General features: G+C 60.7%; 22 protein-coding genes and 1 pseudogene. 7 read left to right on the top strand and 16 right to left on the bottom strand.

The window, feature by feature from the left end:
* Nucleotides 1–396: 396 nt before the first annotated feature.
* The gene (locus tag ACOI7Z_RS07265; RefSeq protein ID WP_049013556.1) at nucleotides 397–723 is read left to right on the top strand and encodes an EthD family reductase; all 327 of its coding nucleotides are present in this window, start codon (nucleotides 397–399) and stop codon (nucleotides 721–723) included.
* A gap of 428 nt (nucleotides 724–1,151) precedes the next feature.
* Here the strand turns inward: ACOI7Z_RS07265 and ACOI7Z_RS07260 are convergent, their stop codons facing one another.
* From ACOI7Z_RS07260 to ACOI7Z_RS07250, 3 genes and pseudogenes are all read right to left on the bottom strand, one after another.
* Entirely contained in the window at nucleotides 1,152–1,319 is a 168-nt protein-coding gene (locus ACOI7Z_RS07260; RefSeq protein WP_158238128.1) for a hypothetical protein, read from the bottom strand.
* Between the two features lie 223 nt (nucleotides 1,320–1,542).
* A complete protein-coding gene (locus ACOI7Z_RS07255; protein WP_087848757.1) occupies nucleotides 1,543–3,159 on the bottom strand; it encodes a peptide ABC transporter substrate-binding protein in 1,617 nt (538 codons plus the stop codon).
* Nucleotides 3,160–3,273 (bottom strand): annotated as a pseudogene (locus ACOI7Z_RS07250) (hypothetical protein); the annotation flags it as partial. It abuts the gene before it with no gap.
* 72 nt (nucleotides 3,274–3,345) lie between these two features.
* On the opposite strand from ACOI7Z_RS07250, the gene mpaA reads away from it, so the two are divergent.
* The gene (gene mpaA / locus ACOI7Z_RS07245; RefSeq protein WP_065883022.1) at nucleotides 3,346–4,053 is read left to right on the top strand and encodes a murein tripeptide amidase MpaA; all 708 of its coding nucleotides are present in this window, start codon (nucleotides 3,346–3,348) and stop codon (nucleotides 4,051–4,053) included.
* On the opposite strand, the gene ycjG is transcribed toward mpaA, so the two are convergent.
* Nucleotides 4,050–5,015, bottom strand: coding sequence for an L-Ala-D/L-Glu epimerase (gene ycjG, locus ACOI7Z_RS07240; RefSeq protein ID WP_048297345.1), 966 nt, complete (start codon nucleotides 5,013–5,015; stop codon nucleotides 4,050–4,052). The two genes, mpaA and ycjG, sit on opposite strands and share 4 nt — an antisense overlap.
* Nucleotides 5,016–5,117: 102 nt before the next feature.
* On the opposite strand from ycjG, the gene tpx reads away from it, so the two are divergent.
* Complete coding sequence (gene tpx, locus ACOI7Z_RS07235) at nucleotides 5,118–5,624, top strand: thiol peroxidase (RefSeq protein ID WP_008805229.1); 507 nt, start codon at nucleotides 5,118–5,120, stop codon at nucleotides 5,622–5,624.
* Nucleotides 5,625–5,694: 70 nt separating this feature from the next.
* Here the strand turns inward: tpx and ACOI7Z_RS07230 are convergent, their stop codons facing one another.
* From ACOI7Z_RS07230 to ACOI7Z_RS07220, 3 genes are all read right to left on the bottom strand, one after another.
* Nucleotides 5,695–6,747, bottom strand: a complete 1,053-nt coding sequence (locus ACOI7Z_RS07230; RefSeq protein WP_023289363.1) for an AbrB family transcriptional regulator — start codon at nucleotides 6,745–6,747, stop codon at nucleotides 5,695–5,697.
* A gap of 101 nt (nucleotides 6,748–6,848) precedes the next feature.
* Entirely contained in the window at nucleotides 6,849–8,390 is a 1,542-nt protein-coding gene (tyrR, locus tag ACOI7Z_RS07225; RefSeq protein ID WP_065883020.1) for a transcriptional regulator TyrR, read from the bottom strand.
* A gap of 172 nt (nucleotides 8,391–8,562) precedes the next feature.
* Nucleotides 8,563–9,876 (bottom strand): 6-phospho-beta-glucosidase, encoded by a 1,314-nt coding sequence (locus tag ACOI7Z_RS07220; protein WP_087848756.1) that lies wholly within the window; start codon nucleotides 9,874–9,876, stop codon nucleotides 8,563–8,565.
* A 143-nt stretch (nucleotides 9,877–10,019) separates the two neighbouring features.
* On the opposite strand from ACOI7Z_RS07220, the gene ACOI7Z_RS07215 reads away from it, so the two are divergent.
* Nucleotides 10,020–10,889, top strand: coding sequence for a LysR substrate-binding domain-containing protein (locus ACOI7Z_RS07215; protein WP_223825673.1), 870 nt, complete (start codon nucleotides 10,020–10,022; stop codon nucleotides 10,887–10,889).
* A gap of 99 nt (nucleotides 10,890–10,988) precedes the next feature.
* Here the strand turns inward: ACOI7Z_RS07215 and ACOI7Z_RS07210 are convergent, their stop codons facing one another.
* The 6 genes from ACOI7Z_RS07210 to pspA all read right to left on the bottom strand — a co-directional run bounded on the left by ACOI7Z_RS07210 (nucleotide 10,989) and on the right by pspA (nucleotide 15,101).
* Nucleotides 10,989–12,050 (bottom strand): YcjF family protein, encoded by a 1,062-nt coding sequence (locus ACOI7Z_RS07210; RefSeq protein ID WP_087848755.1) that lies wholly within the window; start codon nucleotides 12,048–12,050, stop codon nucleotides 10,989–10,991.
* A complete protein-coding gene (locus ACOI7Z_RS07205) occupies nucleotides 12,047–13,444 on the bottom strand; it encodes a YcjX family protein (protein ID WP_032452561.1) in 1,398 nt (465 codons plus the stop codon). Before ACOI7Z_RS07205 ends, ACOI7Z_RS07210 begins: the two co-directional genes overlap by 4 nt.
* A 102-nt stretch (nucleotides 13,445–13,546) precedes the next feature.
* A complete protein-coding gene (pspD, locus tag ACOI7Z_RS07200) occupies nucleotides 13,547–13,765 on the bottom strand; it encodes a phage shock protein PspD (RefSeq protein WP_002901915.1) in 219 nt (72 codons plus the stop codon).
* A 28-nt stretch (nucleotides 13,766–13,793) separates the two neighbouring features.
* Nucleotides 13,794–14,153 (bottom strand): envelope stress response membrane protein PspC, encoded by a 360-nt coding sequence (gene pspC, locus ACOI7Z_RS07195; protein WP_004203911.1) that lies wholly within the window; start codon nucleotides 14,151–14,153, stop codon nucleotides 13,794–13,796.
* Nucleotides 14,153–14,377 carry an envelope stress response membrane protein PspB gene (pspB, locus tag ACOI7Z_RS07190; RefSeq protein WP_023289357.1) on the bottom strand — a complete coding sequence of 75 codons (225 nt, stop codon included), beginning with the start codon at nucleotides 14,375–14,377 and terminating at the stop codon, nucleotides 14,153–14,155. Before pspB ends, pspC begins: the two co-directional genes overlap by 1 nt.
* Nucleotides 14,378–14,432: 55 nt before the next feature.
* On the bottom strand, nucleotides 14,433–15,101 hold the full coding sequence (gene pspA / locus ACOI7Z_RS07185; protein WP_004203910.1) for a phage shock protein PspA: 669 nt from the start codon (nucleotides 15,099–15,101) through the stop codon (nucleotides 14,433–14,435).
* A 152-nt stretch (nucleotides 15,102–15,253) separates the two neighbouring features.
* Here pspA and pspF point away from each other — a divergent pair, with 152 nt between their 5' ends.
* Nucleotides 15,254–16,243, top strand: coding sequence for a phage shock protein operon transcriptional activator (pspF, locus tag ACOI7Z_RS07180; RefSeq protein ID WP_074423658.1), 990 nt, complete (start codon nucleotides 15,254–15,256; stop codon nucleotides 16,241–16,243).
* Here the strand turns inward: pspF and ACOI7Z_RS07175 are convergent.
* Nucleotides 16,234–17,625, bottom strand: a complete 1,392-nt coding sequence (locus ACOI7Z_RS07175; RefSeq protein WP_086075772.1) for an MFS transporter — start codon at nucleotides 17,623–17,625, stop codon at nucleotides 16,234–16,236. The genes pspF and ACOI7Z_RS07175 overlap by 10 nt on opposite strands.
* A gap of 25 nt (nucleotides 17,626–17,650) precedes the next feature.
* Complete coding sequence (locus ACOI7Z_RS07170) at nucleotides 17,651–18,820, bottom strand: M20 aminoacylase family protein (protein ID WP_064158318.1); 1,170 nt, start codon at nucleotides 18,818–18,820, stop codon at nucleotides 17,651–17,653.
* Between the two features lie 171 nt (nucleotides 18,821–18,991).
* Between ACOI7Z_RS07170 and ACOI7Z_RS07165 the strand changes: the two genes are divergently transcribed.
* Complete coding sequence (locus ACOI7Z_RS07165; RefSeq protein ID WP_087848754.1) at nucleotides 18,992–21,313, top strand: helix-turn-helix domain-containing protein; 2,322 nt, start codon at nucleotides 18,992–18,994, stop codon at nucleotides 21,311–21,313.
* Here the strand turns inward: ACOI7Z_RS07165 and ACOI7Z_RS07160 are convergent.
* On the bottom strand, nucleotides 21,280–22,122 hold the full coding sequence (locus tag ACOI7Z_RS07160; protein ID WP_060591009.1) for a helix-turn-helix transcriptional regulator: 843 nt from the start codon (nucleotides 22,120–22,122) through the stop codon (nucleotides 21,280–21,282). The two genes, ACOI7Z_RS07165 and ACOI7Z_RS07160, sit on opposite strands and share 34 nt — an antisense overlap.
* A 107-nt stretch (nucleotides 22,123–22,229) precedes the next feature.
* Here ACOI7Z_RS07160 and ACOI7Z_RS07155 point away from each other — a divergent pair, with 107 nt between their 5' ends.
* Nucleotides 22,230–23,138, top strand: a complete 909-nt coding sequence (locus ACOI7Z_RS07155; RefSeq protein WP_074442654.1) for an SDR family oxidoreductase — start codon at nucleotides 22,230–22,232, stop codon at nucleotides 23,136–23,138.
* The last annotated feature ends 244 nt before the right edge of the window (nucleotides 23,139–23,382 follow it).

Raw genomic sequence — 23,382 nt, 5'->3', positions numbered from 1 at the left:
GTCTTATGCACACACTGGTCAACGCCCATCATCACAGCCTACAATGTTAAAACTGACATTAAATCTTCAATAGTGGTTATTACGCCATCATTGTTGAATCTATGTCAACACACTTCAGACTAAATCGCCATTTATTTTATTAAGAAAATTAGTAATAATGAACTTCTCAACAATTTATATGCCCCGGAAACCGGAGGTTCAATTCAACAGCGCTTATAAGGCAATGTTAATTAATCGTGACGATGATAATTCACAGCACTAAATGAAAGACTAATATACTTTCACAAACATGAGCACACATCATATAAAATTGCCGTAATTAAACGGATGGAATTATTACATCGCCAGCATCGATATCTATTATTAATAATCAACCCAACTTTGAGATACGTAACAATGAAAAGCAATGCCGGATTTAAGCACGTAGGTTTACTTATTAGAAAAAAAGACATGAGTTTTGAAGAGTTTGTTAATTACTGGGATAATGTTCATACTGCCATCGCACTCCAGTTACCCGGTTTAAGAGGATATGTGCTCAATCCCATAGACCGGGAAAAGTATCCGGACTCTCCTATTGACGGCTTCTCAGAGCTTTGGTTCGATTCAATAGAGGATGCAATTAGTGCATTTAATTCACCTGTGGGTAAAACTGCTTATGATGACGTTAAGAATTTTATTGATAAAGCAGCAATTACCTATGTGATGGAAATTAAGAAAAAGTAATTTCTGGCTGGCGTGTTGCAGTATAGACTCATTCTCTCAATCTAATTTCAATATGCATATCTTAAGTCGGAAGTCTGCTGACGCGCGTCCAGCCAGGCTTCCACTTCATCCCAGTTAAAGGCAACAACCCGTGATGTCATTAAAACCGTTTCGTAAAAACACAGTGTTTTCCAGCTTATCAATTACATAAAAAAAGAGGCACTAGCTTTATCAACTCTTCTGTTCTGAGTGCAGCTTGCATGATTATTTCCAGAATTTGGTTAATTTTCCCCAAATTCTGTTGAACCAGGCTAACTGATTATAGCAACAATAAGTATTTACCGACTGCTCTCCTATACCTGACTCATTTAAATTTCTTAATCCACCTGGCAACTCTATCCGCCCAGTCACGCAACATCGATGCTCGTTGTTCTGCGTATTCCGCCTTGTTATATACCGCCCGGTGGCCAGCGTTTCACGCCGACTATTGATTCGGTAATCGTCAGGAATGCCGCCGAAGCCGCGAGCGTTACCAAAACAGACTGACCATCACGGTCTGCAATTTTGTCGTTTTTCACTCCGGCTTTCAGAAGTTTATGCCTGATATCAGTCAGCATGACGGTATCCTCTGCTCAAATCTACCGTCATTTCGGGGAAGCTGTGACGGTATAATCCGCAATTTACCGTAACCGCTTTTTGTTGAATACGTCAAAATACCGTCAGAAAAGTGATGTTTTCTACTGTGGCGGGAGAAGGTGAGCAGGAGAAACTGGCGCCGTAATCCGCGCCAGCTCCGGCTTCAGCAATGGCAACCTGCCCTGAGCAGGAGGCCAGTACGCATCAGTGTTTAACGATATACATGGTACGGCTATAGGCCACATCTTCCGGGTTGGTGATCGGGTAGCCTTTCAGCCACGGCTTAATCAGCCGACCGTTGGTGTACTGGTAGATCGGCGCAATCGGCGCTTTGACCATAATGATCTTCTCCGCCGCGTTGTAATCGTCGTTACGCGCTTTGGCTGAGTTTTCCACCGCCGCCTGGGCGAGGATTTTGTCGTATGCCGGATCGTTAAAGCGGGAGATATTTCCGCTGTGGGTGGAGGTCAGCAGCGACAGGAAGGTGGACGGCTCGTTGTAATCCCCTACCCACGAAGCGCGGATCACATCGAAATTGCCGGTGTTGCGGCTGTCGATATAGGTTTTCCACTCCTGATTCTGCAGCTTCACTTCCACGCCGAGGTTCTTCTTCCACATCGACGCCACCGCGATGGCAATCTTCTGGTGGTTCTCAGAGGTGTTATACAGCAGCGTCAGCTTCAGCGGGCGATTCGGGCCATAGCCAGCGGCAGCCAGCAGGGCTTTCGCCTGAGCGTTAAGCTCGGCCTGACTCATGCTCTCAAACTGCGACGGCTGCGGCGTGAAGCCCGCCGTTACGTCCGGGGTAAAGCGCCAGGCCGGTTTTTCCCCGGTCCCCAGCACCTTCTCCGCCATCACCCGGCGATCGATGGTCATACTCAGCGCCAGTCGCACCCGCTCGTCCGCCGTCGGCCCTTTTTGGGTATTAAAGGCGTAATAGTAGGTGCCCAGCTGCGGCGGGGTATACACCTGCCCCGGAATATCCTTCAGCAGCTTCTGATACATATTTTTCGGGAAAGATTCGGTGATATCGATATCGCCGGCCAGATAGCGTTTGGTGGCGGCGGACTCCTGATTGATCGGCACAAAGGTGACCTGCTGGATCACCGTTTTGGCGTTATCCCAGTAGTGGATGTTGGGCACCACTACCAGCTTTTCATTCACGACGCGATCTTTCAGAACATAGGCGCCATTGCCCACCAGGCTGCCGGGCCGCGTCCAGTTTGCCCCGCTGTCAACGTTCGCCTTTTGTACCGGGTAGAAGGCAAAGCTGGCGGTCAGGTTGCTGAACCACGGCAGCGGCTTATCCAGCTGCACCCGCAGGGTGTGGGCGTCGACAGCGGTGACCCCCAAGGTCTCCGGCGCGGCTTTGCCGTCAATGATGTTCTGCGCGTTGGCGATCCCCGCCAGCGCGGCAAACCAGGCGAACGGCGAGGTGGTTTTCGGGTCCACCAGACGCCGCCAGCTATAGACGAAGTCCTCAGCGGTGACCGGCGTGCCGTCGGACCAGCGGGCATTATCGCGCAGGGTAAAGGTCCAGACGCGGTTATCGTTGCTCTGCCAGCGGGTCGCCACGCCCGGGATCAGGTTGCCTTTCGCATCCTGATTGACTAAACCTTCAAACAGATCGCGGATCACCTGGATTTCCGGCAGGCCCACCGCTTTTGCGGGATCTAACGAGGCGGGTTCATCTTTGATATGGCGCACTAACAGCTGGTTTTTCGCCAGTACCGTGCCCGGCGGTACGTCCGCCGCCCAGGCCAGAGAAGATACGCTGGCTAACCACAGCGCGCCGCATGTCAAAGCGACAGGATACTTCATAAGATCCCCTTTAAAATGAGAAAAAACACCGCCAACAGAGCGATAATTATTTGTTTCATCACCTGAAATTGCAAACAACATATGATAGAAAATTGATGTGCCGTCGGATTTCACGCCTCAGGGAATGGGTTTGATTCCAACACGCTTTTCGCCAACACTACATAATAACGACACACAGGAAGCCCTATGTCTATTTCACGTCCTCGCCCGCAGCGCGGCGACTTTCCGCCGGGGACCCGGCAGTACGGCAGCTCGGAACTGGGCGCGCCGCTGCTGTGGTTTCCTGCGCCGATGGCCGACAGCCGCAGCGGCCTGATTATTGCCGGCACCCACGGCGATGAGAATTCGTCGATTGTGACCCTCTCTTGCGCCCTGCGCACCCTGAAGCCGGAGCTGCGCCGCCACCACGTGGTGCTGACGGTCAATCCTGACGGCTGTCAGCTCGGGCTGCGCGCCAACGCCCGTGGCGTTGACCTCAACCGTAACTTTCCGGCCGCTAACTGGAGACAAGGGGAAACGGTGTACCGCTGGAACAGCGCGGCGACGGAACGAGACGTGGTGTTATTGACCGGCGAACAGCCGGGCTCGGAGCGAGAGACCCAGGCCCTGTGTCAGTTGATCCATCAGATCCATCCGGCGTGGGTGGTCTCCTTTCACGATCCGCTGGCCTGCATCGAAGACCCGGGACACAGCCCGCTGGGACACTGGCTGGCCGACGCCTTCTCACTGCCGCTGGTCGGCAGCGTGGGCTACGACACCCCAGGTTCCTTTGGCAGCTGGTGCGCTGATATCGGACTCCCCTGCATCACCGCTGAGTTCCCGCCGGTCTCCGCCGACGAGGCAACCGAGCGTTACCTGCCGGCGATGACCGACCTGCTGCGCTGGCAGGATTAAAGATGAAGCACGCCGGTGCTGAACCGCAGCGCCGGCTCGACGTCCACCGCCAGCCATGTCGGGCCGTCGAGGTCGGCGAAGCGCGCCAGCGGCGCCAGGGGTAGCGCGGCGGCGATCCCGCGCGAGGTGCAGAGCATACAGCCCAGCATCCGTCCAAAGCCCTGTCGTTCTGCCTCCTCGGCGAGGGCCAGCGCTTCGGTCAGGCCGCCCGTTTTGTCCAGTTTGATATTGACCATCTCATAGCGTCCGCGCAGCCTGGGCAGGCTCTCCCGGGTATGGCAGCTCTCGTCGGCGCAAATTGGCAGCGGATGGACGAAGTTTTCCAGCGCCGCATCGGCGTCGGCAGGGAGCGGCTGCTCAAGCATCGCCACGCCGAGGTCCGCCAGCAGCTGGCAGCGCGCCGCCAGCCCCTCGCTGTGCCAGGATTCATTGGCGTCGACAATCAGCGTAGCCTCCGGCGCCGCCTGACGGATAGCGATTAACCGCTCGCTGATCAGCCGGTCGTCAAGCTTCACCTTCAACAGCTGAGCGCCCTTCTGCCACAGCGCCGCGGCGCTGGCCGCCATCTGATCCGCCGTGCCAATGACCACCGTCTGGGCGGTGATCACCCGGTTTGGCAACGTCACCCCCAGCAGCTGGGGCAAGGTTTTGCCTTCGCGCCGCGCCTGCAGATCCCACAGGGCGCAGTCAATGGCATTGCGCGCGGCGCCTGCCGGCAGCAGCCGCTGCAGCTGTTCGCGGGTAAGTCCCGCCTCCAGCTGTTCGCCGATCGCCATCACCTGGGCCATGACCGAAGCGATGCTCTCGCCATAGCGGGGATACGGGGTGCATTCCCCCACCCCTTTCACACCGTCCTCTTCCAGTTCCACCACCACCACTTTTGCCTCGCTGCGGCTGCCGCGGGCGATCACAAAGGGGGTGTGGAGCGGCCAGGCTTCCTCATACACTCGCACGTTGCGCATTCCCTTGTCCTCTCTGGTAAATGTTAAATAGGGTTTGCCGTGTAGCTGGCGGATGTCATACACTACTCGCGACGTTAACTATATGTAAACAGGAAGATAACCATGTCACAAACCGTGCATTTCCAGGGCAACCCCGTTTCTGTTCAGGGCACCATTCCGCAGGCAGGCGCTAAAGCGCAGCCGTTTACGCTGGTCGCCAAAGATCTCTCTGACGTCGCGCTGAGCCAGTACGCCGGCAAACGTAAAGTACTGAATATTTTCCCGAGCATTGATACCGGCGTGTGCGCCGCATCAGTGCGTAAATTCAATCAGCTGGCCGCTGAACTGGACAACACCGTGGTGCTGTGCATTTCCGCTGACCTGCCGTTCGCCCAGTCCCGCTTCTGCGGCGCGGAAGGCCTGAGCAACGTGGTGACCCTTTCCACGCTGCGCGGCGCCTCGTTCCTCGCTGACTACGGCGTCGCCATCGCCGCCGGTCCGCTGGCGGGCCTGGCCGCTCGCGCGGTGGTCGTTATCGATGAAAACGATCAGGTTGTCTACAGCCAGCTGGTGAACGAAATCACCGAAGAGCCGGACTACGACGCCGCGCTGGCCGCCCTGAAAGCCTGATAACAGACTGTCCGGGCGCATCGCGCCTGCGGACATGCTATGTACTCAGCCCTCGCTCTGCGGGGGCTTTTTATTGCCGCGGCGCATAGCGGGAAATAGCCCGCGCCATCGCCGGGCCGGTCAGCAGGATGGTAAACAGCCGCAGCGTCTGTAGCGCCATAATAAACGACATATCCGCCCGGGTGCCGGCGGCGATAATCGCCACCGTGTCGAGTCCGCCAGGGCTGGTGGCCAGATAGGCGGTCATGAAATCCATCTGCAGAATGTGGGTCAGGCCGAGGGCCATCAGAGCGCACATCAGGATCAGCCCAAGAATGGAGGCGATAATCTGCGGCAGCGTCTTCAGGGCCAACAGAAACACCGCCTTGTTAAACTGCAATCCCACCGTCCAGCCCAGCACCGCGTAGGCCATCGCCAGCAGCCACTCCGGCAGCTCCAGCATCACCCAGCCGCCCCCCTGGGCCAGCGCGCCGAGCAGCATCGGCAGCAGCATGGCGCCGGAAGGAATGCGCAGCCGCACGCCCAGCCAGCAGCCCGCCGCTGTCAGCAGCAGCGTTAAAGGGAAATGCAGGGTCAACGGTGGAAACCAGACGATAGCCTGGCTCATTGTTTGCGCCTCGTTGCCCAGGGCATAGCGCACCACCAGCGCCGCCGCGCCGACGACAAACAGCACTCGCAGATACTGCATCAGCGCCACCAGGCGTACATCAGCCCCGTACTCCTGAGCCATCACTACCATTGCCGACGCCCCGCCGGGAGAGCTTCCCCAGGCGCCGGTGGCGCCCGGCAGCGCGCTGTAGCGGACCAGCAGCCAGCCGGTGAGGCCGCTGATCGCCAGGGTCGTTAACAGGATCGCCAGCACCAGCGCCCAGTTGTTGAACAGCACGCCAAAAACGGAGGGGTTAATGGCGCGGGCGATCATACAGCCGACGATAGCCTGCGCCGCCAGATAACAGGCGCGGGGGATCCTCAGCTTCACCCCGCGCAGGCTCAAAATGAGACCGGCAATCAGCGGCCCCAGCAGCAGCGCTGCCGGCAGATGAATGCGTAACAGCAGCGAGGAAAAGAGAATTGAGAGCAGCAGCAATGTCAGCCATTGCCCGATCGCGCGACGCGACGCCAATATGCACCACCCCGGAAAAAGGATTAAAAAACCAGTATATACAGGTTTAGCCCGCTTTGCAGGCCGGGATACCGGCGACGAGCGTCGCCGGCGTTCAGCGATTATTCGTCGCCCTTTTTCTGACTCAAACCATATTCGCGCAGCTTATTGGCGATGGCGGTATGCGACACCCCCAGCCGCTTCGCCAGCTTACGGGTGCTGGGGTAGCTGCGATACAGCTGGGTCAATACCGAGCGCTCAAAGCGGCGGGTAATGTCGTCCAGCGATCCTTCCATGGCCTCCTCGCCCACCGGCAGCGAGGCGACGTCGTGGTCCGGCAGCAAAATGTCCTGCGGACGCAGCTCGAATCCTTCCAGCTGGGTTAGCGCGCGATAGACCGCATTCTTCAGCTGGCGGACGTTGCCGGGCCAGCTGTAGCGGGTAAGCACCGTACTGAGATCGGCGGAGAGCTTCGGTCGGGGGATCCCCTGCTCATCGGCAAAGCGCGCAACGAACAGCTCCGTCAGCGGCATAATGTCCTGCGGGCAATCGCGCAGCGGCGGCAGATACAGCGTCAGGACATTGAGGCGATAGTAAAGATCTTCCCGGAACAGCCCTTTCTGCACCAGCTCGACCAGGTTTTTCTGCGTCGCGCAGATCACCCGCACATCGACGTGCACTTCATGATCCTCGCCGACGCGGCGGAAGGTACCGTCGTTGAGGAAGCGCAGCAGTTTGGTCTGCATTCGCGGCGACATCTCGCCAATTTCATCCAGCAGCACCGAGCCGCCGTTAGCTTGCTCGAAGAAGCCTTTTTTGCCCTGCAGCGCGTCACCGAACAGCTCGCTCTCAACGGCGTCCTCGGGAATGGAGCCGCAGTTGAGCGCCAGATAGGGTTTGCCCGCCCGCGGACTGGCCAGATGGCAGGCGTGCGCCAGCAGATCTTTACCCGTGCCGGTGTCGCCGACAATCAGCAGCGGCGCGCTGAGCATCGCCAGCTTACGCGCTTGATCCACCACGTGGCGCATTTTCGGCCCCACCGCGAGGATCTGGCTGAAGGCGCTGGTGTCCTGGCTGGTCATGGTCTGCAGCTGGCGTCCCATGCGCACGGTTGAGCGCAGCATCGCCACGGCGCCGGTCAGCACTCGCTCGTTATGCTCCCCTTCCAGATAAACCGGGGTCACTTCCAGCAGGTAGTTCTGCCCATTCACCACCACATGCTCCGCCAGCGTTTCCTGCGGGCTGCTTTCCAGCCAGCGCTGGACGTTAAAATCGTCGATCAGTTGCGCCACCGGATGGTTGCGCAGCTTCGCCTGGCTTTGGCCAAACAGCAGGCAGCTGGCGGGGTTGGCCAGTTCGACCCTGCCTTTGGTATCCAGCGACAGCACCGGCTCCGGCATCGCCACCAGCAGCGCGCTCAGCGCCAGATGTTCACGCTCGGATGGCATCCACGGCACGGTGCGCACGTCTGTCACGCCGGCGATACGGCGGATCTCCGCCATCAGGCTGCTGAAGGTGGCGAACTCCAGTTCGGCAAAATTGAGGTAGATACGGCCAATAGGGTCAATATCGATACCACGCAGATCAATGCCGCGCAGCACCAGCAAATCGAGCAATTCACGAGTCAGACCGAGGCGGTCTTCACAAAAGACTTCAAGACGCATGGGAGTGTTCACCCTAAAAGTGCCAATGACCGGAGAATAATAGGCCAGGAATGGACTTTCGGGAAGCTAACTGTCAACAATTATTGACAGCATGGCGGAAAAATGGGCGTTGCGCCGTAAAGTCAGGCGGTCAGTGGTCAATTAACCGGCCATCCGGCCGGTTAATTGGGAGTTAAGCATGGAAGGCCGGCAGCCACTGGCGGTTATGGGCGATCACTTCATCCAACGCTTGTTCGAGCTTCTCGCCGCTGACAATCAGCGGATTCAGCACCAGCGCGCGCCACGCCGTATGGCGGTTGCCGGTGATGGCGGCCTCGATGGTCAGCTGTTCGAAAGATTTCATCAGCTGCAGCAAACGCAGGGTATCGTCAGGGAACGGCGCCACGTTGAGGGGCAGCGGACCGGAAGCGGTGATCAGCGAGCTGACCTCCACCGCACAGTCATCCGGCAGGCCATTGATGGCGCCGTTGTTGCGCGTGTTGACGTGCATGATAATGCGCTTGTCGTTGTAGATGGCATTCATCAGCTCGCAGGCCGCCTCGGAATAGTACTGACCGCCACGGCCCTCCAGCGCCTTCGGTTTAACCGCAAGGTGCGGGTCGCTGTACTGTTCAAACAAGGTTTTTTCCAGCTGCTTAACCACTTCGCCACGGGTCCCTTCGCCGCCCGCCTCCGCCAACTCCTGACGCAGCAGATCGTCCTTCATGTAGTAATAACGCAGATAGGCGCAGGGGATCATGCCTAAGCCCTGCAGGAGATGCGACGGCCAACGGAACGGCGGAATGTTGCGCGGCACCAGCGGATCCCGACCGGCATTGATCTCGGCGATGACCTCCGGCAGCCACTCTTTTCCTTTGTGCAGGATCTGGCGCACGAAGATAAAGTGGTTCAGGCCGGCGACCTGCATCACTACCTCCTTTTCGTCAGCGCATTGCAGCAGGGTGGTCACCCCTTTTTGCATAATCACCGGCACATTACACAGGCCGACGGCTTTGATGCGACTGTGGCGCAGGATCGCTTCGGTCACCATCCCCGACGGGTTGGTAAAGTTCAGCAGCCAGGCGTCAGGGCAGAGTCGTTCCATATCGGCAGCAATCGCCAGGGCGATGGGAATGGTACGGCAGGCATTGGCGAAGCCCCCTAGGCCGTTGGTCTCCTGGCCGATCAGGCCATACTTGAGAGAAATACGTTCATCGCTGATGCGGGCGTCAAGGCAGCCGGCGCGAAACTGCGAGCAGACGAAATCGGCATCGCGCAGGGCGCTCTCCCGATCCAGGGTAGCCACCACCTCGATGGCCAGCCCGGCTTTGGCGATCATTCGCCGCGCCAGTCCGGCGATGATCTCGACTTTCTCTCTGCCCTCTTCAATGTCCACCAGCCATAGCGAAGCGACCGGCATCTCGTGATAGCGGTTAAGCAAACCTTCAATCAGTTCCGGGGTGTAGCTGGAGCCGCCGCCAATCACCACAATTTTGAGTCCTGACATGGTATACCTCGGTTTAGTTACGATATAACTATTTAAAACCGGCCAAACTGGCGTAACAAACGAATTAAATAGGCCTATGCATGAAGCAAATTAATGCATAAGGGAGACAACCTGTGCTTGAACAACAAAGCATCCTTGCGCTGCTGCAGACCTTTGAGGTGACCGCCCGCCATTTGAGTTTTACCCTCGCCGCGCATGAAATGAACCTGACCCAGGGGGCGGTCAGCCATCGGATCCGCAAGCTGGAGATGCATATCGGGTTTCGCCTGTTTATTCGCATGACGCGTAAACTGGCGCTGACGGAGGAAGGCAAACGCCTGCTGACGACGTTGAGCCATTCGCTGCGGGCAATTAACGATGAAATTGAGGATATTCGCGAACAGGATCTGCGCGGCACGCTGCATATTGGTATTGCGCCGACCCTGGCCCATCTTTGGCTGATGCCGCGCCTGCCCCGCTTCCAGGCCCAGTGGCCGGGACTAAATCTACAGTTTCGCGTCCGCGCCGGGGTGATGGATTTTAACGAGGAGCGGGTGGACCTCGCGATTTATTACGGCGCCACGCGCTATCCCGATCTTTATCAACAACGGTTGATGGCGGAAAGTTTGCTGCCGGTCTGCTCTCCGGAGTATCGCCGGCAGTATCGCCCGCTGAGCGGCGGTGACGCGGCGGCGATCGTCTGGATCCATGCCTGCGAATCCACCGACGTGCAGGATCAGTTTGCCGAATGGCGCCTGTGGTGCCAGCAAAGCGGACAGGCGTTACCCTTTGACGGCCGGTATTACGCGGTGAACAACCACTCGCTGGCCATCGAGATGGCGCTGAATGGACTCGGGGTCGTGATGGGGCGTAAAACGCTGATCCAGCCGCTGCTCGCCACCGGGAGACTGGTAGCCTTGTCCGAAGACGAGGCGGAATCTCCCTTTGGCTATGATCTGATTTGTCCGCAGGAGAACCGCTCGCGCCCGCGCTTTCGCGCCTTCAGCGAGTGGCTGGCGGCGGAATGCGTATGACCGGACATTGCCCGCGGCGCGGCAGGTGCGCAAGCCTGGACTCGACCTCGCAGGCCGGGCAAGGCGAAACCGCCGCCCGGCGATGTCTCTGAGCGAAGGTTATTTCTCCGGACTGGTTTTGCTTTTCTGCAGGGTCTCTTTCAGCTGCCCAATCAACTCGCGACGAAAATCGCCGAGCCGCGGTTTATCATCGGCGATCCACGGCAGCGGGCGGCACAGCTCCATCGCCTTGATACCAAGGCGGGCGGTAAGCAGACCGGCGCCGATGCCCTGCGCGGCGCGCGCCGACAGCCGGGCCGCCAGATCCTGCGACATCCAGTCCATGCCCACCTCGCGCACCAGTTCGCTGGCGCCGGCGAAAGCGATATTCAGCAGCACCAGACGAAACAGGCGCAGGCGGCTGTAATACCCCAGCTCAATGCCGTACAGGGTGGCAATTCGGTTGATCAGCCGCAGATTGCGCCAGGCGATAAACGCCATATCCACCAGCGCCAGCGGACTGACGGCGATCATCAGCGTCGACTCCGCCGCCGAACGGCTGATTTCCCGCCGCGCCTGGGCATCGAGCACCGGCTGCACCAGCTGGGCATAGAGGCTGACCACTTCCCGGTCGCTTTGCGTTTCGTGGATGGCGGCATACCAGCGCTGCAGCGCCGGATGCGACTGATCCAGACCCGCCTGCTGCGCCAGCTTCTCACAGAAGGATTTCGCTTTGCCGACCGCGTGACTGTGCAGCATATCGCGGGCTTCATCGCGTTCATGGGCGCGCTGGCGCAGTCGCCACAGGCGGCGCCACTCGGTGGCCACCGATCCGACGCCGGCGCCGACGATTAGCGCCCCGGCAGCGCAGCCGCCCAGCGCAATCCAGTCCTGGGTCTGCCAGGCGTTGGCGGTCCACTGCACCCCTTGCGCCACGACGCTGACGCCGAAGATCGCCAGGCCAGCGCTGACCATCCGCCGCCAGAGACTGCGTTTCGGCCGCAGCACAGACTCCACCACCGCCTCTGCCGCCCCCTCTTCCTCTTCGCGGGTCACCAGAAGCGCCGGCGCGAAGTTGTCGGCTTCCCGTCGGTCGAAGGCGCGGGCGCTTTTCAGCGGCGGCGTTTTTTCCGCCTGCAGCGGGCCATCAAAATCAATCCGCGGTTTTAACGGTTCGCTCATCGCAGTTTATCTCCAATCAAAAATTCCAGCGCCGCGTCGAGGCGAATGTGCGGCAAGGGCCGATCGACATCCATGACCTGCGGACGAAAGTTTTCAAACTGAAATCCCTGCTGCTGCCAGAAGGCCTGCCCCGGCAGGCGCGCCGGCACCTCGCCGGGATAGATGGTCAACGGCTGGCCGTCGCTCAGCCGATTGCCGCGCAGGGCGGGGATTTTCTCGCCGTTCAGCTCAATCAGCCCGCTCTGGGTCGCCTGAATGGACGCCAGCCCCAGGCAATCCATACTGATCCCTTCGAAGGCGGCATTCTGCCACGCGTCCTGGATCAGCTGCTGCAGGAGCGACACCATATTGCTGTGCTGATCCACCGTGACGTGGTCGGCTTTGGTGGCGGCGAACAGCAGCTTGTCGATGACCGGCGAAAACAGCCGGCGGAACAGGGTGCGCTGCCCGTAATGGAAGCTTTGCATCAGCTGGGTCAGCGCCAGGCGCATATCGTTAAACGCCTGCGGCCCGCTGTTCAGCGGCTGCAGGCAGTCCACCAGCACAATCTGTCGGTCGAAGCGCAGGAAGTGCTCTTTGTAGAACCCCTTCACCACCTTTTCGCAGTAGTACTTGTAGCGTTCGCGCAGCATGCCGGCGTTGCTGTGTTTATCGGCCTGCGCCAGCTTGGCTTCGCCGACGGCATCGACGTCAGGCCATGGGAAAAACTGTAGCGCCGGCGCGCCGGCCATTTCGCCGGGCAGGACAAAGCGTCCGGGCTGGATAAAGTGCAGCCCTTCGCGCTTACAGGCGTGCAGATAATCCGTCCAGGCGGCGGCGATCTCGGCCAGCCGGGCCTCGTCGGCAGGGGCCAGCGGATCCAGCCCGGCGCACAACTGCCGCCAGCGGGTCGACCACTCCGCACGCTGTCCCTGCAGGAGTCCGGTCATCTGCCGCGACCAGCTCAGATAATCCTGCGCCAGCATCGGCAGATCGAGCAGCCACTCGCCCGGATAGTCGACGATCTCCAGATACAGCGTGGAGGTGTCTTTAAAATGGCGCAGCAGGGAGTCGTTGGAACGGTAGCGCAGCGCGAGACGGATCTCGCTAACGCCGCGCGTCGGGGTTGGCCACATGGGGGGCTGGCCGTACAGCTGGGCCAGCCCTTCATCGTAGGTGAATCGAGGAATGCCGAAGTCCCGCTGCGGTACGCGCTTGACGCCGAGCAGTCGCTCTTCGCGCGCAGCGCTCAGCAGCGGCAGGCGGGCGCCGGTGTGAATATTCAGCAGTTGGTTGACCAGCGCGGTGATAAACGCCGTTTTGCCGCTGCGGCTCAGGCCGGTCACCGCCAGCCGTAAATGCCGGTCAACCCCGCGGTTGACCAGCGCATTCAATTCAGTTTTCAGTCGCTTCATCGCCAGTCCGTTATGCCCTGAAGGTGTGTCTCGTCATCATAAGCTATCTGCCGGGGATAAGCAGGAGAACGTTAATCCTTTTGCGCCTTCCCCACGGCGGCGTTATTTCATCCCGCGCGTGACGCGGTTGGCCAGCCGGCTGAGCAGCGGCTCCAGCGCCACCGCCAGCAGCATTTTCAGCGGCCGTCGCGCGACCGATTTGACCGCCCAGCCGGCAACGCCCGCCGGGCCATAACGCAGCGCGGTCAGCAGCGCCAGCTTACCGACGATTTTCAGGCCGGGCTTAACCTGCTGCCCGGCGCGTTGCCATTTGCTATTCATGCGTTGCCTCACTCGTTAACAACAGGATTTACAGCTGACGAAAGCGGCTGCGCAGCGTGAAGGTGTCGGAGGTGACGTACCGTTCCATCTCACGCAGACGCTGTTCGCCGGAGGCCAGTTCGGCATCCACGGCGGCCAGCAGATCGCCATTGCTCGGCGCTTTGTGGCCGTAAAGCTCACTGTCCGGCATCGGGTCCAGGGCGAAGGTCAGAATGATGTAGGCCACCAGGACGAAGAAAAAGAGGCCAAAAATCATCGCCAGCACGGTAATCAGGCGCACCAGCTTCACCGGGACATCAAGATGCTGAGCAATACCCGCGCAGACGCCCTTGACCATCCCGCGCTGCGGGATACGCCACAGTTTTTTATTCAGATCCAGTCCAGCCATTATTTGTCTCTCCAGTTCGGATGTTCGGCATCCAGGATCGCTTCCAGCGCCTGAATGCGCTCGCGCATCCGCTTCGCGTCATCGGTCAACTGCAGCAGCCGTTGCTGCTCATTTTGCGTCAGCGTCCCGTTGGCGCCGCGATTGTTGTAGTGCAGCCACAGCCAGACCGGCAGAACAAACAGCACAAACAGCGTCAACGGAATGGCGAGAAAAAGCATGCTCATGTGTACTCCTTACAGGGGGTGAGCCGCGGCGCAACGCCGCGCCGCGCAATCGTACTTACTGGTTGGACTGATTCATTTTGGCTTTCAACGCCGCCAGCTGCTCGCTGATTTCATCGTCCGCTTTCAGTTCGGCAAACTGCTGATCCAGCGTCTGCTGCTTGCCAAAGCGGTGACTCTCCGCTTCCGCTTCCATCTGATCGATGCGACGTTCAAAGGATTCAAAGCGCGCCATCGCCTCATCCAGTTTACCGCTGTCCAGCTGGCGACGCACATCGCGGGACGAACTCGCCGCCTGATGACGCAGCGCCAGCGCCTGCTGACGGGCGCGGGTTTCGCTGAGTTTGTTCTCCAGCTCGCCAATCTCTTTCTTCATGCGCGCCAGCGTTTCATCCACCAGCTGCACTTCGTGGTCCAGCTGAGCAATAAGGTCGGTCAGCTTCTGTTTTTCGATCAGCGCCGCCCGGGCCAGATCCTCTTTCTCTTTGCGCAGGGCCAGCTCGGCCTTTTCCTGCCATTCCGCCTGCTGGGCGACCGCCTGCTCAATACGACGGGTCAGCTGTTTCTTTTCGGCCAGCGCGCGGGCCGACGTGGAACGTACCTCAACCAGCGTGTCTTCCATCTCCTGGATCATCAGACGCACCAGCTTTTGCGGGTCCTCAGCTTTCTCCAGCAGGGAGTTGATGTTGGCGTTCACGATGTCGGCAAAACGAGAAAAAATACCCATAATTTCAGTCCTCATAGTTCTGGTTGCAGGCATTCACCTGTGGCTTAGCTAATACAAATGGCGTGCCAACTTTTTATCTTATTGATTTTAAACAGAGTGGTTGCGAATTGCGCAGGGCATTGCTACAGTCACCTGGTTAATCCCACTATTTAATGGCGAAATTCATCATGGCGCAGTACAAGGATAATCTGCTGGGCGAGGCCAACAGCTTTCTCGAGGTGCTGGAACAGGTTTCCCGGCTGGCTCCGCTGGATAAGCCGGTGCTGGTCATCGGCGAGCGCGGTACCGGGAAAGAGCTTATCGCCAACCGTCTGCACTACCTCTCCGCCCGCTGGCAGGGGCCGTTTATCTCGCTGAACTGCGCGGCGCTGAATGACAATCTGCTCGATTCGGAGCTGTTTGGCCACGAAGCCGGGGCCTTCACCGGCGCCAGCAAGCGCCATCCCGGACGCTTCGAGCGCGCCGACGGCGGGACGCTGTTTCTCGATGAGCTGGCGACGGCCCCGATGCTGGTGCAGGAGAAGCTGTTAAGAGTGATTGAATATGGCGAACTGGAGCGCGTGGGCGGCAGCCAGCCGCTGCAGGTCAACGTCCGGCTGGTGTGCGCCACCAACGCCGACCTGCCGCGGATGGTGGAGGAAGGCCATTTCCGCGCCGACCTGCTCGACCGTCTGGCGTTCGACGTGGTGCAGCTCCCGCCGCTGCGCGAACGGCAGAGCGACATCATGCTGCTCGCCAACCAGTTTGCCATTCAGATGTGCCGCGAGCTCGGTCTGCCGCTGTTTCCCGGCTTCAGCGAACGAGCCACCGCCACGCTGCTCGGCTACCGCTGGCCGGGGAATATTCGTGAACTGAAGAACGTCGTCGAGCGCTCGGTCTATCGCCACGGCGACAGCGAGCATGAGCTGGACGCCATTATCCTCAACCCTTTCCGTCAGACCGCCGTCTCCGTGCCGGAGGCCGCGTCCGGGGACGAACTGCCCGCTCTGCCGCTGGATCTCCGCGATTTTCAGCTACAGCAGGAAAAACGCCTGCTGCAGCGGAGTCTGCAGCAGGCGAAGTATCATCAGAAGCAGGCGGCGGAGCTGTTGGGGTTAACCTATCATCAGCTCCGCGCGCTGCTGAAAAAGCATCAGCTATGAGAGGCGCGCGGCAGCAGCAGCGCGCTCACCGCCATCGCCCCCAGGCATAAGGCGGCGTTGAACCACAGGGCATACTGGGCGGCATGGGCCATACCGAGCGGCAAAAACAGCGCAAAAAGTGACGCCGTCACGGCAATCCCCATCGCCCCGCCCAGCGAGCTGCCCATCTTGTAGATCCCCGAGGCGACGCCAATTTTGTTCTCCGGCGCGTTGGCCACCGCCGTATCCGTTGACGGCGTGGCGTAGCAGCCCAGCCCGAGGCCGAACAGCACATTGCTGCCGAACACCACGCCGATATAGAGCGCCTTATCGAGAAAGGTGCAGGATATCAGGCCGATGGCGATGGCGGTCAGCACCGGGCCGGCCATCATCGGCAGCCGGGCGCCGTAGCGCTGCAGCAGCTTCTCGCCGACCCGGATCATCGCCAGGACGGTGACCAGATAGCCGAGGGTCATCATTCCACTCTCCAGCGGCGTCAGGTGGTGCCCCTGCTGCAGCCAGATGCTGGCGATCATCATGGTGCCAATCGCCCCGTTGAGCAGAAAGTTCGACAGCACCGCCGCGCCGTACGCCCGGTTGCGAAACAGCGCAAAATCGATCAGCGCCGCCTCGCCTTTGCGCAGCCCGCTGCGAATAAACACCGCGCCAGCGATCAGCGCCCCCGCCAGCATGCTCAACGACAGCGGACTGCTCCAGCCCCAGCCGTGGCCTTTGCTGATAAACAGATTCACCAGCACCAGCCCGACGATAAGGCTCAGCAGGCCGCCAACGTCCAGCTTCTGCTGGCTGGCGCTGGCGCTGCGGCTCTCCGGCGTGCCGCGCAGTAACGCCAGCGCCGCCAGGGCAACGGCGATGGAAAAGACAAAGATCCAGCGCCAGCCCAGGCCGGTGGCGATAGCTCCGCCGACGAAGGAGCACAGGCCGCTGCCGCCCCACGAGCCGATGACCCAGAAGCTGACCGCCCGCTGACGCGCGCGCCCCTGGTACCAGGTCTTAATCAGCGCCAGCGTCGCCGGCATAATGCACGCCGCCGACAGCCCCTGCAGCACCCGGCCGGCGAGGAACAGCCCCGGCCCCTGGGCCAGTACCAGCATGGCGCTGCCGACGATGCTCAGCCCCAGCCCGAGGGTGGTCATTCGCATGCGGCCAAACTTGTCCGCCAGGCCGCCGCTGGCCACCACGAAACAGCCGCTGAACAGCGCGCTGAGGCTGACGGCCAGGGTTAAGGTCTCAAGGGAAATATCAAGACTGCTTTTCATCGCCGGCACGACGTTAATCACCGACTGGGCAAACAGCCAGAAGGTTAAAACGCTCAGCACAATCCCCACCAGCAGACGATCGCTGCCGACATAGGGGGTGTCGCTTACGGTGACAGTGCTCATTGCATGGCCCTCCCGTTTCCGGTGATTAACGCAGATAGTGTTCCGTCAGGCCGCACCACAGCGCCGCGCCGCTAAGCAACAGCGCGTCGTTGAAGTCATAGCCCGGGTTATGCACCATGCAGCGATCCGGCTCGTCGCCAGCGCCGATAGTGAAATAACTGCCGTGGGGGTGCTGCTCCAGCATGAAGGCGAAATCTTCACTGCCCATAAACGGCTTCACCTCGCCCACCTGCTCTGCGCCAAACAGCGCTGTGGCCACCTCCCGCACCATGGCGTTGGCCGCCGGATCGTTACGTAATACCGGGCTGCCGTTGACGTGGGTCAGCGTAGCCGTGGCGTTAAAGCTCTCCGCCTGAGCCACGGCAATATCATGGATCCGCTGCAGCACGGTCTCGCGTACCTGCTCATTGAGGGTGCGCACCGTGAGCTTCATCAACACGTGATCGTTAATGATATTGGGCGCATGTCCGGCCTGGATGCTGCCGACGGTCACGACCGCTGGCTCAAACGGGGTGATATTGCGCGAGACGATGGACTGCAGCGCGAGGGTAATATGGCAGGCCACCAGCGTGGCATCCACCGTATGCTCCGGTACCGCGCCGTGGCCGCCAACGCCCTTCACTTCAATATGCAGCGTATCGGAGGAGGCCATCATCGCCCCGTCGCGCAGACCGATTTTACCCAGCGGCTGACCCGGCATATTGTGCAGGCCGAAGATGGCGTCGCAGGGAAACTGGTCAAACAGACCGTCCTCGACCATCACCCGCCCGCCGTACAGCAACTCTTCCGCGGGCTGGAAAATCAGCTGCAGCGTCCCGTTAAACTGGCGGGTGCGCGCCAGATATTCAGCCGCGTAGAGCAGCGTGGTGGTGTGCCCGTCATGGCCGCAGCCGTGAAAGCGCCCGTCAACCTGGCTTGCCCACGGCTTCCCGCTCCGCTCCTGCATCGGCAGGGCATCCATATCCGCCCGCAGGCCGAGGCGTTTTTCCCCGTGGCCGACGCGCAGCGTACCCACCACCCCGGTGCCCGCCAGGCCGCGATGAACCTCGTACCCCCATTCGCCAAGCAGTCGGGCGACCTCGCTGCTGGTCTGATGCTCTTCAAAGCCGATCTCCGGCTGCTGGTGGAACCGGCGACGTAAGGCAATAAATTGCGCCTCGTTGACCTGCAAGGCTTCAAGCAACGGATGTGTCATTTTTGTTATTCCTGTGTTGAGTTTGCACGACACTTTCGAGTTTATGCGGGTGAAACAGCTTTCAGGCGCGCTTTTTTGTTTTATATTGACGAGAAATGAATGAGTGTTTTTCATACATATCGGTTATGACAAAAAACAACCGGTTGCTTTTTGTCTACAGAGGAGAACCATGTGGAGCAGCATTCAGGCGACTTTAGCGTCACCGTGCGCGATGTGCGTCAGCTAAGCCAGCCGGAGAGCGATCTGCTGACGCTGCTGTGGGTGCTGGAGGGGAGCGTAAATCTGGCGGAGGCGGAAGGTGCGCCGCAGCAGCTAGCCGTCGACGGGCTGGCGATCGTTAACCGCAACCGTCGCTGGAGCCTGCGCAGCGCCGGGGGCAACGCGGTGATGATCCTGACCCTCTCCGCCAGCTGGCTGGCCCGCCTCGACAACGCCTTTTTTGCCGTCGACTATCAGATATCGCCGCGCACCCGCGATGCCGATGACGGCCTGCGCCGCCTGATGCGCCAGCTGCTGGTGAGCGGCCTGGTCAATCATCCCGGCCATTACCGGCTGGAGGCCAACCGTTGGCTGAGTGAGATAGCGCTGCTGCTGGCCACGCGCTTCAGCCAGCCCATCGCCTTCACGCCCCGGCGCGATGCTGAAAAATGGAGCCGGAGGATAGCCAGCGTAGTGGCGCGGATCGACGCCAACTATCAGCGCCGTCTCTCTTTACAGGAGGTGGCGGCCGCCGAGTTTGTCTCCGAGGCCTGGCTGTCACGCCTGTTTCACAAGGAGGTTGGCGTCAGTTTTGTTCAGTACCTCACCGCGCTGCGCCTGCGCCACGCCGCCGATCAGCTGTTAACCACCCGCAAACCCGTTCAGCAAATTGCCCGCGAGCAGGGGTTCGCCAGCACGCGAATGATGAGCGATCTGTTTAAACGCCACCATGGGGTGACGCCGCGCCAGTATCGCGAGCGGTCCCCCCGGGAGCCTGGCCGACCGCGCCCGCCGCAGGGCGATCGCTGGCAGCCGGTGGCCGTGGACCGGCTCTACGCCCGCCTTAATGAGCCGGAACAACGCGACCGGGAGAGTCAGCCGCTGTTGATCAATCCGCCGCAAACCCGGGAGATCAATCTGCACCAGCGACCGGCGCGCGCCGCGGTGCTGCGCCATACCCGGATGGTGGTGACCGTGCGCGAGCTGGACGATCTGCTGCGGGAGGACGTGCGCCGCGAACTGGAGCAGTTGCACCGCGCCCTGCCGGTGTATGCCATTGATATCAACGATGCCTTTCTCAGCAGCCGCCTGTTCGGCACCGGCTGGGACGATCCGCAGATGGCTGGCTACGCCTGCTGGTACAACCTGCAGCAGATCTTCAGCTGGCTGGCGGCGATGGGCTGGCAGGTGATCCTGCATACCGGGGTCACCACCCGCAGCGATCTGCTGCAGCGCTTCCTGCAACTCGCCGCCAACCATTTTCCACCGACGACGCTCAGCAGCTGGCGCTTTGTCTGGCACTGGTCGCCGCAGGCCAGCGAAGCGGCCCGCCAGGCCGCCTGGTGGCAGCAGCGCGAGGTTCTTCACCGCCTGCTGCCGCAGCCGCAGCTGGGGATCTGGCACCGCTTTGCCGCCAACTCGCCCGGGGACGATCCGCTGTTCCACTCGCCGCTGCTGGCGGAAGCCGATTTTCTCGCCTGCCAGGCGGATGCCAACGAACGGCTGGATCTGGCTCAGGCGGACAGCAGCAGTCTGGCCTCCAGCGAGCACTATCCGGCACATAAGCTGCGACAGATCCACAGCGCCCTGCGTCAACGGCAGCTTAACCTGCCGCTATGGCTGCTCTCGTGGAATACGCTGACCGGCGATACGCGGGACACCAACGGGCGCTTTTTTCGCGGCGCGCTGTTGATGGATAATCTGCTGGGGGTCGCGGACCAGGTCTGGCTGGCGGGCTTCTGGTTAAACTCCGGCCTCCAGGGCGAAGCCCGCGCCAACGGCAAGCTGGATACCTCCAGCCTGGCGCTGCACTATCTGCACGGGCTGCCGCGCCCGGTTTACTGGGTGCTGTGGCTCTGGCGACGGCTGCGCGGCGAGATCCTGTTTCACGACAAAAACCTGCTGCTGCTCCATCACCAGGGGCACTACCAGCTGCTGCTGCGCAATACGGTGGTCTATAACCCCTGGCTCTCCAGCGAAGCGGCTTTTATTCAACGCTTCAGCCAGCCGTACAGTGTGCGGCTGCAGGGGCTCAAGGGCCGCTGGCGCATCAAACAGCACCTCTTCGATCAGCACCACGGCGCGCTGTTCCCGTTGGTGGACGCCTTTCGCAGCCGCAGCGGCCCCGACGCCGAAGATTATCAGTGGCTGATGCATCAGGCCCGTCCGGCGCTCAGCGTGGAGGAAGCCCGGCTCGACGGCCACTGGCTGCGGGTCGACTCGCTGGAGAGCAACGCCCTGGCCCTGTACGAATTTACCCCTCAGTACTCACCCGACGAGGATCCCGACGCCTGAAGCAGGCCGTGAATTTTGCGCTGGCTCTCCGTCGTCGCCGGGTTGAAAACCAGCAGCGACAGATCGGGGCGGCCCTCCACGGCAAAAGAGGTGAACTCCAGATCGAGCGGGCCCATCTGCGGGTGGTGAATGCGCTTATAGCCCTCGCCGTGGCCGGCGACGTCGTGGCTTTGCCAGAAACGGGCGAACTCGACGCTCTGCTGGCTGAGCTCCGCGATCAGCTGGTCAGTTTCCGTCGTGGCGCCCATCCGCGTGACGTCGGCACGGAAGGCATTAACGATAAGCTGCCCCACCGTCTGCCAGTCCTCCAGGGTGCAGCGGGCCTCAGGCCGGGTAAACAGGCGGCGCAGCACGTTGCGCTCCGCCAGCGGCAGCTGGCCGTAGTCGGTCAGCACCCTGGCCGCCGCCGCGTTCCAGGCGATCACGTCCCAGCTGGCGGTACGGATAATCGCCGGAATGGCGAAGGCGTCGAGCACCCGCTGCAGCCGCGGCGTCATATCATCCGTGATCGTCAAACGGGTCTGCGGCGGATGGCCGAAGGCGAGTATAAACAGATGTTCGCGCTCCGGGGTGGTCAGCCGAAGACCGCGGGCGATCCGCTCCAGCACCTCGCGGGAAGGCGCCCCGCCGCGCCCCTGTTCAAGCCAGGTATACCAGGTCGGGCTGATGCTGGCGAGCTGGGCGACCTCTTCACGGCGCAGGCCCGGCGTGCGCCGGCGTCCCGCCGGGAAGCCAAACGTTACCGGGTCGAGACGCTGGCGCCTGGCGCGGAGAAAATCACCTAAAGCATGATTGTCAGAAGTGTTCATCATCTGCCTGTAAGTCTGCCTGTTAGAATTTATATCCCGATAATGTCTCTACTTTTATAGTATGACATCGCGGGTAGGATACGCCTGATAACCCGTCCAGGAGGTTCATAATGCGTATATTTCTTACCGGCGCGAGCGGATTTATCGGCTCGCGTATTCTTCCGGCGCTGCAGGCGTCGGGCCATCAGGTTATCGGCCTCGCGCGAAGCGACGCCACGGCGCAGGCCCTGGAAGCGGCAGGGGTCGAGGTGCGCCGCGGCACGCTGGACGCCCCCGATTCGCTGCTGGCGGGCGTCGAGAGCGCCGACGCGGTGATCCATACCGCTTTCGACCACGACTTCAGCCGCTTTGCCGCCAACTGCGAGAAAGACCGCCAGGCGATCCTCACCATGGGCCAGGCGCTGCGGGGCAGCGCGCGGCCGCTGGTCATCACCTCCGGCACGCTGATGGGCGACGACGGGAGCGGCGCCCCGGCCCGCGAGTCGTGCTTTAACGCCGCGCACCCCAGCCCGCGGACCGCCTCAGAACTTGCCGGCCAGCAGCTGCTGGAGGCGGGAGTGGACGTCCGGGTCGTTCGCCTGCCGCAGGTGCATGACACCGTGCGCCAGGGGCTGCTGACCAGCTATATCGAACGCGCGGTCGCCAGCGGCGCGGTGGCCTTGCGCGGCGAGGGGAACCACCGCTGGTCCGCCGCCCATGTCGATGACGTCGCGCGCCTGTACGTCAGCGCACTGCTGCAGGGCGCTGCGGGCGAGCGCTACCATGCGGTGGCTGAAGAGGGGATCGCATTACGGGAGATTGCCGCAGTCATCGCCCGGGGCTTAAATCTGCCGCTGACCCAGCTGGATGAGGAGCAGGCTGACGCCTGGTTCGGCTGGTTTGCCCCCTTTACCGCCCTTGACCTGCGCGCCAGCTCGGCATGGACTCGCGAGCGATTGCAGTGGCAGCCGGTCGGCCCCGGGCTGCTGGAGGACTTGCGGGATATGGATTATCAAAAAGTGACGTTGTCACGATAAACAAAAACGTCCCCCCCTGTATGACATCCGACGGGTAGGGTTACCCGCCCGTCGGACCCTCTGCTTTCTCCCCGCTATACTGAATTTATCCCCGGCGTTAGCGTCGCGTCCACCGTCCGGTCAACCTCGGCCAAACAGAGCTGACTGGCGATATCGGCGATAAAAAGTTACCATGTTTCATTATACAGACTCGGTTCCGCGACTATTTTAATCAATTGACTGAATACTATACGCACCCGGTAAC

Origin of the sequence: Klebsiella sp. C283, assembly GCF_048822555.1 — a bacterium.
Lineage (GTDB): Bacteria > Pseudomonadota > Gammaproteobacteria > Enterobacterales > Enterobacteriaceae > Klebsiella > Klebsiella quasipneumoniae.
This window is presented reverse-complemented; position numbering and strand designations above follow the sequence as displayed.

What these genes read in the sequence shown, in the direction of transcription:
- ACOI7Z_RS07205 (WP_032452561.1), bottom strand. Translation starts at nt 13,444, where the DNA reads ATGAAGCGACTGAAAACTGAATTGAATGCGCTGGTCAACCGCGGGGTT.
- ACOI7Z_RS07160 (WP_060591009.1), bottom strand. Translation starts at nt 22,122, where the DNA reads ATGAACACTTCTGACAATCATGCTTTAGGTGATTTTCTCCGCGCCAGG.
- pspF (WP_074423658.1), top strand. Translation starts at nt 15,254, where the DNA reads ATGGCGAAATTCATCATGGCGCAGTACAAGGATAATCTGCTGGGCGAG.
- ACOI7Z_RS07210 (WP_087848755.1), bottom strand. Translation starts at nt 12,050, where the DNA reads ATGAGCGAACCGTTAAAACCGCGGATTGATTTTGATGGCCCGCTGCAG.
- tpx (WP_008805229.1), top strand. Translation starts at nt 5,118, where the DNA reads ATGTCACAAACCGTGCATTTCCAGGGCAACCCCGTTTCTGTTCAGGGC.
- pspA (WP_004203910.1), bottom strand. Translation starts at nt 15,101, where the DNA reads ATGGGTATTTTTTCTCGTTTTGCCGACATCGTGAACGCCAACATCAAC.
- ycjG (WP_048297345.1), bottom strand. Translation starts at nt 5,015, where the DNA reads ATGCGCAACGTGCGAGTGTATGAGGAAGCCTGGCCGCTCCACACCCCC.
- pspC (WP_004203911.1), bottom strand. Translation starts at nt 14,153, where the DNA reads ATGGCTGGACTGGATCTGAATAAAAAACTGTGGCGTATCCCGCAGCGC.
- pspD (WP_002901915.1), bottom strand. Translation starts at nt 13,765, where the DNA reads ATGAATAGCAAATGGCAACGCGCCGGGCAGCAGGTTAAGCCCGGCCTG.
- ACOI7Z_RS07220 (WP_087848756.1), bottom strand. Translation starts at nt 9,876, where the DNA reads ATGTCAGGACTCAAAATTGTGGTGATTGGCGGCGGCTCCAGCTACACC.
- ACOI7Z_RS07170 (WP_064158318.1), bottom strand. Translation starts at nt 18,820, where the DNA reads ATGACACATCCGTTGCTTGAAGCCTTGCAGGTCAACGAGGCGCAATTT.
- ACOI7Z_RS07175 (WP_086075772.1), bottom strand. Translation starts at nt 17,625, where the DNA reads ATGAGCACTGTCACCGTAAGCGACACCCCCTATGTCGGCAGCGATCGT.
- tyrR (WP_065883020.1), bottom strand. Translation starts at nt 8,390, where the DNA reads ATGCGTCTTGAAGTCTTTTGTGAAGACCGCCTCGGTCTGACTCGTGAA.
- ACOI7Z_RS07265 (WP_049013556.1), top strand. Translation starts at nt 397, where the DNA reads ATGAAAAGCAATGCCGGATTTAAGCACGTAGGTTTACTTATTAGAAAA.
- pspB (WP_023289357.1), bottom strand. Translation starts at nt 14,377, where the DNA reads ATGAGCATGCTTTTTCTCGCCATTCCGTTGACGCTGTTTGTGCTGTTT.
- mpaA (WP_065883022.1), top strand. Translation starts at nt 3,346, where the DNA reads ATGTCTATTTCACGTCCTCGCCCGCAGCGCGGCGACTTTCCGCCGGGG.
- ACOI7Z_RS07260 (WP_158238128.1), bottom strand. Translation starts at nt 1,319, where the DNA reads ATGCTGACTGATATCAGGCATAAACTTCTGAAAGCCGGAGTGAAAAAC.
- ACOI7Z_RS07255 (WP_087848757.1), bottom strand. Translation starts at nt 3,159, where the DNA reads ATGAAGTATCCTGTCGCTTTGACATGCGGCGCGCTGTGGTTAGCCAGC.